This window comes from Mesorhizobium sp. B4-1-4 (assembly GCF_006439395.2).
Taxonomy (GTDB): domain Bacteria; phylum Pseudomonadota; class Alphaproteobacteria; order Rhizobiales; family Rhizobiaceae; genus Mesorhizobium.
In genome coordinates this window covers 3,312,123-3,324,647 of sequence record NZ_CP083950.1, presented here as the reverse complement: position 1 = coordinate 3,324,647, position 12,525 = coordinate 3,312,123, and the positions used below count along the sequence as shown (strand labels likewise).

The following is a 12,525-nucleotide window of genomic DNA, read 5'->3' as shown; positions in this document are numbered from 1 at the left end:
CTCGTAGGTGGCTATTCTTTTGTCCGACATTCCAACTCCGTGAAACAATGAACTCTGTCAGAAAAGCCCTCGTTTACACCACCGCCGACCGATATTTCGGCCTCGCCGTCAATTTCGGCCTGACCATGGTCGTGTCGAGGCTTCTGACGCCGACCGAGATAGGCATTTCTGTGACCGGGTCGGCTATTGCCGGCCTTGCGTTGTCCCTGCGGGAGTTTTCCAGCACTGCGTTTATCGTTCAAAGGCCCACCCTCTCGAGAGAGGACGTGCGGGCGGCATTTACGGTGATGATGGCGCTGACGGTGCTGATCTCGGCAGGGTTGCTCCTGTTTGCCCCGTCGATCGCCCATGTCTACGGAGAGGGCGGCCTTGTGCCCTATCTACGGTTGATCTCCGCAGCAATCCTTGTCGAGGTGGTTGCCGCCCCGATATTGGCGCTCATGCGGCGTGATATGGCGTTCGGGCGGGTTGCCTTGGTGAACATAGCGATTGCGGTCTCTAGCGCAATCATCGTCGTCGTGCTCATTGCGCTCGGGTTCAGCTATATGAGCTTCGCGATCGCCTGGCTTGTCTCGGCCACTGTCGGCGGCATCTTGGCGCTTTCGCTCCGCAGAGAGTTCTGGGCTCTCAAGCCGCTGTTCAGCAATTGGGGCGTGGTGATCGCCTTCGGGTCATACAACGGGCTTATGGCTATACTGGCCCGAATGTACGATCAGGTCCCGTATCTGGTTCTGGGGCGGTTTCTCTCGTTCGATGCCGCAGGGCTTTTCAATCGGACGCTGACAGTCGCCCAACTGCCCGACAAGATTTTTCTTGCGAGTTCGGTCTCCGTTGCCTTTTCCGGATTTTCATCGGAAGCACGGAATGGCGGCGATCTCAAAACCCACTATCTGACCGCATTGGCCTATGCGACAGGGGTTCACTGGCCGGCGCTCGGCGTGCTTGCTATCTTGGCTCATCCGATCGTGACCTTTCTCTATGGGGACCAGTGGCTCGAGATCGTGCCGCTCGTGCGGATCGCGGCTATCGCGGCCTTTTTCTCGTTTAGCTATTCATTGAACTATTGCATCCTCATGGCGGTAGGCGCCATCCGCGACGCTTTTCTGCGTTCGCTCATCATCTGGCCGGTTTGCGCCCTTGCGCTTTTGATAGCGGCCCCCTTCGGTTTGGTTGGGATGGTGCTCACCCTGATCGCAACGGTTCCATTCCAGGCACTGGTGTCGCTGCTTTTCGTCCGACGCCACATAAGCATGACCTGGGCAGAGTTCGCGCTCGCCCTCTGGAAGAGCGCGGCGGTGACGATAGGCAGTGCCGCCGGCCCCGCGGTGATCGCTATAGCCTGCTACCCCTCGCGGATCGGTCTGGCCGCCGCGGTCGCCGCCGTCGTCCTATCGTGCGCCGGCTGGGTATTTTCAATCTGGCTATTCAGGCACCCAGCGATGCATGAACTCGGTCATGTGGCCACATTCTTCAAGAGGATTGTGCGGGCCCGTCGGCGGCGCGGTTTGACGCTCCTCACCGCAGCGGAAAGCGGGACAGCCGCCATCTTTCCGAGCGAGGTGAAATGAATCCGCAGCCTCCGGAAGTGTCGATCATTCTGCCCACATACAACCGGGCCGATACGATCATGCGGGCCGTAGGCAGCGTACTGAACCAGACGTTCAGCGACTGGGAACTCATCGTAGTCGACGATGGATCCACGGATGCCACGCCGCGGGTCGATTTCACGATAGACTCGCGTATCCGTTTGATCAGACAAAAAAATCAGGGTGTGGCCGCTGCACGAAACACCGGGCTTGCTGCCGCCAAGGGCCGTTTTATCGCCTTCCTGGATTCCGATGACGAATGGCTTCCCCACTTCCTCGGCCTGGCTATCAGTTTCCTGAAAGCGCATCCGGACGAACACTATGTGATCTTCGAGTTTCTTGACGATACGGACCTCAAGATGGTCAAGGACCGCATCGTCCACCATCATTTGTCCAAGGCACGAATGATTGGCTCCAACGCCCTGGATCTCCCGCCAGGAGAAACCGACGATTATATGCGTGTCTATCAATCGAGGCGCGAACTTGGACCTTGGGCAACGGAACACCTGCCCGATCGGGACGCCTCCGAGGCCCGACTGTATCAGGGACATATTTTCCATCAGACGCGATGGGGGTATTTCGCCTGGCTCCCGGCCACGGTCCTGACGCGCCACGCCTTGGAGGTTGTCGGCAGTTTCGATACGTCCCGGCGCAGTGCGGAGGATTACCCCTTCCAGGCATTGCTCTGTCGCCACTTTCAGACGAATTTCATATCCGTTCCTCCCGCGAGGAAGCACGAACTCGGCCTCGATGGTCGTGCGCCCAAGGAAGATCACCTCGCGACCGGGCCAAATTTCCAGGCCATGCGCGTGAACTTTTTGCATTATTTCGATCAACTGCACTGGAGCGCCAATCGTGGCGACCGGGAGCTCTCCCTGTTGCGCCGGTACTATGCGTATGAAATTGCATGCGCTTCATTGCGGTCAGGTTTGCGTCGCGAGGCAGTTTCCTATTTCAAACAGGCAGCCTGTTTGCACCGTCGTTTCTGGCGTGCATATGTTCTAGGGGCGCTGGCGTTCTTTTCTTTTTCAGACAGGGCCGCATCAGCCTCCTTTGGTATTCTCCAGAACATATGGCGCGTGTGGTAGGCGTCGAATCCCGTGGAGGAGGCGTTTCGCCAGAACCGGCGAGCGTTACGCGAAGGCCCGTGAAACCACGGCCACAATACGCTTGAAGGCGCCCCGCTTCCTGAACAGATATCCGACAGGCGGCACAAGCATGGAGATCCTGTTCAGGCGATATCCGTATTCGAACAGGCTGGCGGCTTCGGTCCGCCGTCGCCTGAATAGGTGCGACACCGCTGACCAGTATGCCACTTCGGCCAGCTTTCGGCGGAGAATCCAGTGGAGACGCTTGGCGTCCGGAATATTGGATCCCTCGTTACTAAAAAAAGACCTGAACGCAGCCTCCCGCTCTTTCAAAAGAGCCAACTTTTGATCCCACAGCGATTGCGAGAGGCTACTGGAAGAATGTATCCGCCGAATAGCCAACGGACAGTCCATTTCGGCAACCATTCCCGTGGTCGCCATTCGAAGCACCATCTCCAGGTCGTCCATATAGGGCAATGAAGGGCGGTAGTGACCTATGTTCTTCTGTTTCGAGGTTCTAACCAGTATGGCGTGCGCAGGCACAGGCTCGAAGCCGGCGCAGCATCTCTCGATAAAGTTGTTGCCATGGGACAGGCGGTAGCCGGCAGCTCGAGAATGGGGTTCCGGCAACGTCTCGTCTGAAGAAAACTCTACGTAAGTCCCCAATACGAAAGAGGCCTTGGGAAAGCGCTCCAGCAGTTGAATGCCCGATGAAATGGCGTGTGCAGACGCAAGGTCGTCCGCGCAAAGGATCATGAAGTAATCCGCCTGCGCCAGATCGATCGCCTTATTGAAGGAGGCGTGCGGGCCCAGGTTTCTCTCGTGGCAGAGGATCTGGATTCTCGGATCGCTTTCGGCGAGCTTTCTCGCGACCTCGACACTATTGTCGGTAGAGGCATTGTCTATGATGACAATCCTCAGGTCGTCCAAATGTCGAACGAGGATATCTTGGGCGAGTATGCTGCCAACGCATTGCGGGAGGAGGTTCGCATAATTGTAGCAGGGAATGACGACGTCGAGGCTAGGCATTGCGACCTCCAGCAGCGGGTTCCGCGAACCGGGACGTTACATCAGCCGCCGGCGGCAGGACCTCGGACAGCAGGCGTTCGTATTGCATGTCCAAAAGTTTGCTGAATGCGAGGTTGCGCGCGCGAATGAGACCTTTGATTTCCTGGTTGGCGGCGACGGCGCGTTCGAAGTGAGCCGTCAGCAGATCAACATCAAAAGCATTCACGTGCTGGCAATACTCGCCCAAGCCCATTTCCGCCAACAGCGCATCGTTCTTTTCCGAGTATCCAAGCGAGATGACCGGCTTTTCCATCTTGAGCGCGCAAACGATGTTGTGAAAGCGTGTGGCGACGACGATATCGGTTTCGGAAATCTGCTCCATCAGGCTGTGAAGCGAGTCTGACAATCCTGTGCCAACGCGTTCCGGCAAGCGGTCTGCGGCAGACGAACGCAGCCTTAAAAGGAGCGCATCCACTGCCTCCATGTCAGTGGTTTCCCCCGTGAGCAGCTTGACCCGATGACCTCTTTCCAGGAGATAAATGACAAACTGCGCCAACTTGTCGAGATAGGTATCGAATATGGCTTGGCCGCCCTTGGCAAAGCCGTACCAGCCCTTGTACTTCATCACCCCGACGCCAACGGTGAGGGCTCCGGTTTCCGAGGTCCTACGAGCAAACACCGCCGGTGTGGCGAGTTTGAAGACGATATCGGGATACACGGCGTCGTTCGCCGTATTCAACCCGGCATTCTGCATAAACACCCTCGACGGAGTGTCGCGGTACGACCGATAGTGCGCCAGCTTGGCGGCCAAGACCAGTAGCCATCGGCTGACCGGATGGTCAATCGGACCGGCTCCGACGCTCGCGAACGCCACTTTCGTCCCCGAGATTCGGGCGGCCAAACACCACATCAGGACATCAAGCGGCATGCCCTGCGGTGGATCGCCGAAGTCGTCTAGAATTCCGGTACCGGGAACGATCATGACGTCAGCTTGCCGGATTTCGCGGAATGCTCGTGCAAGGTCTCGAATCTTTCCGATCAATCTGACGGGAATCCTGACAGCTTTGTTCGAAATTTCGGAGTAGCGGCTGGTGCGCCGGATCGAGATGGCAGGTATCCCAAGCGTGCTCCGCACCACGGACGGATGGGCGCACACACAAAAAAGGCGGGCCTCAGGGCGCGCGCGGCGGAGGAAGTCCACCATTGTCAGCAGCGACCCTTCGTTCCCCGAGTTGTTGCTTCCAAAATTGCCAAAGAGGGCGACGGTCGGCGCCTTGGCTGACCAAGCTATATTCCGAGCCCGCTGGTTTCCGGAGGGAGTTAAGGGCGGCGCGTTCGAGTTGTTGCTGCGGATATCAATGACCGTTTTCATCTACAGTTCCGTTGGTGAGAAAGACTTTAAAGCCTTCAGGGTGTTCATGGGGTCCGACCACTCGTAAACCAGCATCGAGACCCCTGGGATCGGCCGCCAAATTCATCGCGGAGGCAACCGCGCAATCCGTGCTTGAAGCGCCAGCCCGACAATTTGCCAGCTGCGGTATGGCGGGCGTCTGCCCGATAGACATTACATGCTCCCTGGCTAGGTAGCTCTTGCGAAGGTCGTCCCATAATGGAGGCTTGGCTCGGTAGCGGGCAATTTGCCCATTCTGATATCGCGCAGCCTACCCCTTTTGGCCGCTGCCCTATCTGCGGGTATGCAAATGCGGCAACCAGGCGTCGCGGACGCGCTTCTATCGTCCCAGCAGCAGGCTTCTCCAGCCCTGCAGAAAGCGTTCCTTCGAGGCGCGTAAAGCGACTTCGCGCAGCTCTTGGCTGGTCCGCGCCTTTTCGGCTGAACTCCGTGAGAGAGCAAGCCGCATCGCTTGTCCGATCGCAACGGGGTCTTTTGGTGGCACCTCCGCGCAGACACCCTCGACGGCTTCCACCAACGCGCTTTCTTGGGATACGATTGATAGCAGGCCCATGTAGGCCGCCTCCAAGGCGGGCATCCCGAACCCTTCCAGGAGGCTCGGTAGAACGAATGCCTCGGCATGGGCGTAAAGCCAGCGCAACTGGCTGTCCGGCACATATCCCGGCATCACCACCCCTGGTACCGATTTCGCGAAACCAATGATCTTTTCGCGGCCCTCGCCGCGCGGACCGCAGAGCACATACTTGATACCCTGTTCCCAGAACCGGCCGTCCCGATATGCCTCAAGCGCGGCGATCTGGTTCTTGCGCGTTTCGAGGGCACCAACCGTCAAAAAGAATGGGCCGTCGACAGCGTCAAGGGCTTCCTGGGAGCCGTCAAACAGCCCTGTGCGAACGTACAATGGAATCGTTGTTAGGAACCTGAAGTCCAGTCCGTAGATTGAAACGAAGTTGTCCTTCGACCAATCGCTGACGAAAACAATCCCAGGCCTATGCCTACGGATTTTTTCATACGCAACGCGATAATTCTCGACAGTCACAGCATCATAGAGGAAGCTGTGACTCAAAGGGCCGACATCATGGCAAAGGACAATATCCTTTTCGGCCAACTCTGATCTCAGCACAAAGAGCGGATCGAGAAAGACCCGAGTGTTGCGGTCGGCGGCTTTGCCACCGATCAAGCAGTGTCGGCTGTCCTTTAGCCAGCTGATTTCCAGCATCATCAGCCTGGCCGCGATTTTGCGGGCCAAGCCTTCGGGAGCTCTCGCACCAAATCGCCAATATTGGACCTGTGCGTGTTCCGGAACGAACTCCTGGCAAAGGTCCTTGGCAATGTGCCAAGCTCCAGTCCGGTTCAATATTGATAGAGAGTTTTCAAAAAGTGGACGGCCAATGGCTGCAGCCGCGAGCGGCTCTGAACGAGCCGATCCCCCACTTGCCGGCCCCCCAAGGCCTTGCCGCTTCTCGATATGCAGCAAAAAAACGTCCCCATTTTGGTGTGCCAACCGTCCGCGGCTTCCATCCAGTATGAGTGCAGGATCGGAAATCACCCTGCAAAAAGCCTATCGTCCGGTTGCCCTTTGTCAACGGAACGCGTGGGGTAGAGTGGCTCGGCAAAAAGGGCAGGAGGGCTATAAGCATATCGGATGTTTCAATTGCCCCAGGTGGTCAGACTTGAGCATCCTTGTCACAATTCTCTCGCAGCAAGAATGCTGCTTCTCGCCTGATTTAGGCGGGGCTGTATCAGTCGCGTCAGCCGGGCTCCGCCTGGATGCCCAAGCCGTCAGGACAGCGACGGCTGCAACGTCGGGACGGACCGAACCCCTCGACCGGCGTCTCCGTCAGGTCTTCTACGAGGCGTTCGACCGGATCGGAGGGATCGCCCGTGCCGGCACGCAGCATTGATTTGGAGTGGACGCCCCGCTCGCGGAATTTGCGGAGCTCGAGCCGGCTTGAGTTCATGTCGAGCGCATCGGAAAACTGTTCTTTTGCAGATCGATGAGTTCATTGTTCCGTATATGAACCGAGTCCGGCATTTATTGAACTCGACCAATAGAAAACCTGCTAGCCATGTCTGTTTAGAATGCCGCAACGCGAGCTGCGCCGGCTAAGGCTTGTTGAGAATCGTCGCGAGTTAATGACGGCGGCGGCGGGATGGATGATGGCGGCGAACCTCTGGTCGGTTTTGTCGGCGCGCATGGCAATGCGGTTGAACTCTTTGAGTTTGCAAAGAAGTTCTCGATCTGATGGCGCCATTTGTACATCTCGGTGTCGACTGGAAGAGGAGACCTGCCGGTCGGCCTTGGAGATTGGTTTGCTAGGTCCCGAAAGCGGACAGAATCGACGTCAAGCGGGTGTCCGGACTCCTGGGTGCCTTGAGGCTTTGCAAGGCCCCTAAGCATCCTCTCACGCCTGCATGCATCGAGTTCACGCTTGGGAACCGCCTGCGCAGTCCGACAACGCAGGCGGCCCGTACCACTCGCCCAAAGGTCGAGCCGGTATTAAATGTTGTTAGTTGCCCATGCCGCCGCCGCCGCCCGAAGGCGCGGCATCCTTGGCCGGGATGTCGGTGATCATCGCTTCGGCGGTGATCAGCAGCGCCGCGATCGAGCCGGCGTCCTGCAACGCAGTGCGCACCACCTTGGCCGGGTCGACATAGGTCTCGTTCTGGGCATCAAAACCCTGATTGGGGTCCTTGCTGTCGGTCAGCTGGCCGACGACAATCCCGTAACGCTTGGCCAGCGCTCTCAGGCTCTCTTGACTATGTTGTATCGCTCGACGGATCGCCTCTGTCGTCGTGGCGCTCCCATGCAGAACCTGGCCCATAGCGCATCCTTTGATTCGGAAGACAAGGATGCCCCATCAAAGCCTGGGATCAAACATCTAACCTGATAGGCCGGTCGACCGCGAAATTCTTGGAAGAATCTTGGCGAAATAGAATGCATCGTTGAGATCGGAACCGTTGTTGAAGTGCCACGTTCAACCGACGGGGGACGGCCTTCAACAGGAGAAGTTCATGCGTAACATTCTGATCGCTCTGGCTGCAGTGTCCGCACTGGCGACACCGAACCTCGCGCAATCGGCGACCGCTACGACGACTGGAACGTATGTCACCGCAAAGCCTACCGATATTCTGAGCTACAACCTGATCGGGCTTAATATCGTAAATGGCGCTAACGAGACCGTCGGGGAAATCAAGGATCTCCTCATCTCCGATGGCACGCTTGCCGGCTACATCGTTTCGGTGGGCGGCTTCCTCGGCATTGGAGAGCACTACGTGATCGTTTCGCCGGCTGCTGTGAAGGTCAATTACTCCGAGAACGACAAAAAGTGGGCGGCCACCATGGACGCCACCAAGGACCAGCTAAAGGCTGCGCCGGAGTTCAAGTACGAAGGCCGTTGGAGCAAGTAGGCTTTTCCTGCGGCACCGGACGCACATTCCGGACCCTGCGGCTCGATCAGAAAATCCGCATTATGGTTCTCAGTCCAACCTGTCTTTGCGCGGCCGCTCACAGTCATTCCCGGTTGCGAACGAGACACATCGACAAGGAGACCTTTTATGACAACGGCCAAGAAGAAATCATCTGAAAAGAAAAGCGAAGCAATGCGCTTGGCGGAGACGACCGACGTATCGCCGAAGCAGGCTGACGATCTCATTCGCAAGCACGGCGGTGACAAGAAGAAGGTTGAAAAGGAAGCCAAGAATTTCAAGGCCGAAGGATAGGCTCTAGCGCGCACCTTGGCCCACTGCAGCGTCACCTGCGAATGACCGCCTTGATCGCGGCCGCGTGGTTCTCTTCATTTCCACCTGGGCCTCGAACGCGTTCTTGGCCTGATGGCTGCCTGCAGGAATCCGATCCGAGCCGTGCTTTCCGCTCGCCGGCCTAGTTACACCGGAACACGAAGCACCCAAGCGCGTTTCTGTTCAGCGGCCGGTTGGGCTGTACTGGAGAACTATCACATGAGCTTGGGCACAATCCTTATCATCATCTTGATCCTCGCATTGCTGGGCGGATTCAGCGGCCTGGGAGGCGGTCCGTTCTACGGGACCGGCTATTATGGCGGAGGCGGTCTTGGGCTGTTGCTGATTATCATAATTATTCTCGTGGTCCTGGGCCGCATCTGACCGGCAACGCCCAGCGGGCGGCATAGGTGGCGAGTGGAAACGCACCCGGGCGCCCGTTTGGCCCGGGGAACAAAGCAGACCACAGAAACTTCTAGCCACAACGGGACGCTGGCGGGCCACAAGCGCAAGCCTGGCGGGACGAGGAGAAGTGATGAACAATGAGCTTGTAGAGGCGCCAGTCCCCCGCAAGGGCATGCCAAGTCCCCGGCTCGACGAGGCCGAATTCAAGAGCCGGTACAAAGAGCAATTTTTCGATCCGGCGTTTCAACCGCATGAGGCGGCAATCGATGCACTCGCCGAAGTCGCCTGGCAGGCCTACAGGGAGTCCAGGAAGAGTCCGGTCACCTGCAAGGCAGGCGCGGAATTTGCTGATCCTGATTACGACCTGTCGGTCGAATGGCTTTCCGCGCGTGATGCCATTCGCGATGCCGAGAAAAGATATGAGGACAGGGCGCGAACGCCGACCATCCTCATCGTCAACGGATCGTCGCGCAGTGAGCATACCTGTCCGGGCGAAATGTCGAAAAGCTTCCGGTTGGCCGAAATCGCAAGGTCAACCATCCAAAACGAAGCCCGGCTGGACGCCGAGATTTTGGATTTGTCTCGTCTCGCTTCAGAATATGGCCGCAACATTCACCCGTGCAAGGCATGTTTCTCGACCGCGGCGGCGCTGTGCCATTGGCCTTGTTCATGCTATCCCAATCACTCTCTCGGCCAGACCCAGGACTGGATGAACGACATCTATCCGCTTTGGGTCGCCGCGCACGGTGTCATGGTCATCACGCCAGTGAATTGGTACCAGGTTTCCTCGCCCGTGAAGCTCATGATGGACCGGCTTGTGTGTGCGGACGGAGGCAACCCCGACCCAACGCTCACGCACGGCAAGGATGCTACCGAGGCAAAGAAGGTCGAAATGAGCGGCTGGGACTACCCGCGCCATCTTGCGGGCCGGCTGTTTTCCGTCGTGGTCCACGGCGATGTCGAAGGCGTGGAAAATGTGCGACGGTCATTGTCCGATTGGCTCTGCTTCATGAAACTTTCGCCGGCGGGAGCCTATGCCGAACTTGATCGCTATATCGGCTATTGGAAGCCGTACGCGACCAGCCATCAGGAACTCGATGCCAACGAGGCTGTGCAAGAAGAGGTGCGCAATGCCGCGCGAGCCCTCGCCGAGGCCGTCGCGGAGCGCAGGGCGGGCCGACTGAAGCCGATCGGCTCGAACCTCAAAAATCCGCACCCTAAATGACTTGCGGACGTCCATGGCATATTGAGGCGCCCTTCTTCCGGTATCCTGCTGCCGCCAGTGCCTTGGGGCGCGGTTCTCAGGCGAACAGACCGGTGGCCGCACCCCTGCACGAAAACAGGCCATTGAGCCACGCGGACCGCTATCTTGGCTCGTTATTCATGCTCAGATAGGTGGGATCGAATTCGGCGATCCCTGCCAGCCGGTCCCAGTCCGAAATCGTCACCGTGTGATTTGACCAGGCGACGACTTCTAGCCGCTTTAGGGAAGCGATCACCCGGTTCATGTGCACAACAGACAGGCCCAACACATCGGCCATCTCGGCTTGCGAGAGAGGCAGGCTGAAGCTCATGCCCTCAGTACGATTGACCACGCGCAGCCGCACGAAGAGCTCGCAGATCAGATGAGCGAGGTGCGAAGTCTTGGATCGTCGTCCCATCGCCACGATCCACTCGCGATGGATCGCGCCATCAATGAGCGTGTCCAGCCACAAAAGGCGCGTCAGGTGAGGAGCCCGTTCGGTAAGCATCTTCAGCTTGCTGTGGTCGGCAAAGGCCACGCGGCAAGGCGAAAGGGCGACAATGCCGTGGTCCATGGTTTTTAGGAGAAATGCATGAAGATCGACAAAGTCACCGGTCACCTGCAATGAAGTGAACTGACGTCCGCCGTTCTCCAGCACTTTATAGCGCGCGGCAAAGCCATCCAATATCAAGGTGCTGTAGGCGGGGCGGGATCCGGCCGCAACGATATCCTGGCCGACGGCGAAGTCCCGACCCGTGGACATGATGCCGGCCAGGAGGGTCTTTTCCTCATTGGAAAGGTCGTCATGTTGGCCGAGCTGCAGATAAAGGGGGTCAAGCATCATCTTAGCCTCGATCGAACGCATAGGCCGCTGATGCGGATCGGGCACAACGGATGGGCGGGAGCTGCAAGGCGCCCCTCAGTTAGAGATACTACATAGAGATACCACATTCTTCGAAGCTGCGCGTCTTCAAATGCTTGTCCCAGACGGCGCAGGACGGAGCACGCTCGGTTCGGCTTACGGGAACTTTTCGGGATGTTCGACGTTCGCGGCACCATGACAATTTTCTATTTCGACGTGGAAGAGAATGGCAACCTGGCGCGAGACCGGCACGGCATCGATTGCGCTGACTTCGATCATGCCAAGAAAGAAGCCATCCAAGCGATTGTGGACATGACGCGCGATGCCTTACCGGATGGGGATCATCACGAACTGCGAGTGACGGTCCGTGACGGATCCGGAGCCGTAGTGGTTGGAGTTACGCTTAATTTCGATGCACGGGGCGCTGATCGGCAGTGATGCGGGAGCAATGTTACGAGACGAAGTGCATGCGCCGACGCTGGCGCCGGCGAAGGGCCGCGGCTCCGGAGAGCGAAGGCGGAAGTTCAAGCAACTCAACTTAACCGATGGTGCCGGAACGGTGCCGTAGTTGTGTCCTCGCTATTTATCGCCCTTCGTTTTCAGCGCGTCGCCCAAATCCCGCTTGTCGGGATCCTGCAGGTTTTCGCCGCTGGCATCGCGATCGATATCGGGGTCATCCTTTGCCGGGCGATATCCGCGAGGGCGGTTTTCCGGAGGGCCTTCCCAGCGCGATTTCTCATTCGTGGTGCCTTGTGCAGCGTTACGCGAGCCTGCCATGACCAAGCCTCCTTCGTCGTGGTGTTCGGGCATGTCCTTGAGCTGATCCTTCGTCCATGTCGTGACGGCGTGCACTTCTCCGTCTTCGTCACGCATGAAGTCCAGCTGGCTGGCAGGAACAGCGACAGGTTTGGCGCCGATGCCCAGAAAGCCGCCGACATCGATGACGATTTCGGTTGCCGGGCCGGTACCATGGACGTGCGAGACGGAACCGATTTTCTCGTCGTTGGGACCGTAAATGGCGGCGTCTTCGAGAATTGTCGGCGTCAATTCGCTGGCGGTGAGCCGGACGTGATTGGTGTGATCCATCGTCATGCCTCCTCACGGGTTTATTTTTCGTAATCCCGTGAATGGTCATCCGTTCCATCCGAAATGCAGGAAACGTTCATCGGTCACCGAGGCCG

12 protein-coding genes and 4 pseudogenes are annotated in these 12,525 nt (G+C 58.0%); 7 read left to right on the top strand and 9 right to left on the bottom strand.

What is annotated here, in order from left to right; all coding sequences use genetic code 11:
* Positions 1-47 precede the first annotated feature (47 nt).
* Together FJW03_RS15940 and FJW03_RS15935 are read left to right on the top strand one after the other, a co-directional pair.
* Positions 48-1,568: an oligosaccharide flippase family protein gene (locus FJW03_RS15940; RefSeq protein ID WP_140764162.1), complete on the top strand. Its 1,521-nt coding sequence runs from the start codon at positions 48-50 to the stop codon at positions 1,566-1,568.
* A complete protein-coding gene (locus FJW03_RS15935) occupies positions 1,565-2,674 on the top strand; it encodes a glycosyltransferase family 2 protein (protein WP_140764159.1) in 1,110 nt (369 codons plus the stop codon). Before FJW03_RS15940 ends, FJW03_RS15935 begins: the two co-directional genes overlap by 4 nt.
* Before the next feature lie 45 nt (positions 2,675-2,719).
* Here the strand turns inward: FJW03_RS15935 and FJW03_RS15930 are convergent, their stop codons facing one another.
* The 6 genes and pseudogenes from FJW03_RS15930 to FJW03_RS15905 form a co-directional block, all read right to left on the bottom strand.
* Positions 2,720-3,703, bottom strand: coding sequence for a glycosyltransferase family 2 protein (locus FJW03_RS15930; protein WP_140764156.1), 984 nt, complete (start codon positions 3,701-3,703; stop codon positions 2,720-2,722).
* Positions 3,696-5,054 carry a polysaccharide pyruvyl transferase family protein gene (locus FJW03_RS15925; protein WP_140764153.1) on the bottom strand — a complete coding sequence of 453 codons (1,359 nt, stop codon included), beginning with the start codon at positions 5,052-5,054 and terminating at the stop codon, positions 3,696-3,698. Before FJW03_RS15925 ends, FJW03_RS15930 begins: the two co-directional genes overlap by 8 nt.
* A 358-nt stretch (positions 5,055-5,412) precedes the next feature.
* A complete protein-coding gene (locus tag FJW03_RS15920; RefSeq protein ID WP_226890368.1) occupies positions 5,413-6,570 on the bottom strand; it encodes a glycosyltransferase in 1,158 nt (385 codons plus the stop codon).
* Positions 6,571-7,219: 649 nt separating this feature from the next.
* A pseudogene (locus FJW03_RS15915) lies at positions 7,220-7,410 on the bottom strand (transposase); the annotation flags it as partial.
* Between the two features lie 193 nt (positions 7,411-7,603).
* Positions 7,604-7,819: pseudogene (gene groEL, locus FJW03_RS15910) on the bottom strand (chaperonin GroEL); the annotation flags it as partial.
* A pseudogene (locus FJW03_RS15905) lies at positions 7,814-7,918 on the bottom strand (IS481 family transposase); the annotation flags it as partial. The pseudogenes FJW03_RS15905 and groEL, both read right to left, overlap by 6 nt.
* Before the next feature lie 190 nt (positions 7,919-8,108).
* Between FJW03_RS15905 and FJW03_RS15900 the strand changes: the two are divergent.
* The 4 genes from FJW03_RS15900 (at position 8,109) to FJW03_RS15885 (ending at position 10,464) form a co-directional block, all read left to right on the top strand.
* Positions 8,109-8,504, top strand: a complete 396-nt coding sequence (locus tag FJW03_RS15900; RefSeq protein WP_140764148.1) for a PRC-barrel domain-containing protein — start codon at positions 8,109-8,111, stop codon at positions 8,502-8,504.
* Between the two features lie 147 nt (positions 8,505-8,651).
* Positions 8,652-8,816, top strand: coding sequence for a hypothetical protein (locus tag FJW03_RS15895; protein ID WP_181165629.1), 165 nt, complete (start codon positions 8,652-8,654; stop codon positions 8,814-8,816).
* 237 nt (positions 8,817-9,053) lie between these two features.
* A complete protein-coding gene (locus FJW03_RS15890) occupies positions 9,054-9,218 on the top strand; it encodes a DUF3309 family protein (RefSeq protein ID WP_140610360.1) in 165 nt (54 codons plus the stop codon).
* Positions 9,219-9,369: 151 nt separating this feature from the next.
* Positions 9,370-10,464, top strand: coding sequence for a flavodoxin family protein (locus FJW03_RS15885; RefSeq protein WP_226890367.1), 1,095 nt, complete (start codon positions 9,370-9,372; stop codon positions 10,462-10,464).
* Between the two features lie 139 nt (positions 10,465-10,603).
* Here the strand turns inward: FJW03_RS15885 and FJW03_RS15880 are convergent, their stop codons facing one another.
* A complete protein-coding gene (locus FJW03_RS15880; RefSeq protein ID WP_140610425.1) occupies positions 10,604-11,323 on the bottom strand; it encodes a Crp/Fnr family transcriptional regulator in 720 nt (239 codons plus the stop codon).
* Between the two features lie 195 nt (positions 11,324-11,518).
* On the opposite strand from FJW03_RS15880, the gene FJW03_RS15875 reads away from it, so the two are divergent.
* Positions 11,519-11,782 (top strand): DUF6894 family protein, encoded by a 264-nt coding sequence (locus FJW03_RS15875; RefSeq protein WP_140764145.1) that lies wholly within the window; start codon positions 11,519-11,521, stop codon positions 11,780-11,782.
* A gap of 141 nt (positions 11,783-11,923) precedes the next feature.
* On the opposite strand, the gene FJW03_RS15870 is transcribed toward FJW03_RS15875, so the two are convergent.
* A complete protein-coding gene (locus FJW03_RS15870; RefSeq protein WP_140764277.1) occupies positions 11,924-12,121 on the bottom strand; it encodes a hypothetical protein in 198 nt (65 codons plus the stop codon).
* 15 nt (positions 12,122-12,136) lie between these two features.
* A pseudogene (locus FJW03_RS15865) lies at positions 12,137-12,430 on the bottom strand (PRC-barrel domain-containing protein); the annotation flags it as partial.
* Between the last annotated feature and the right edge of the window lie 95 nt (positions 12,431-12,525).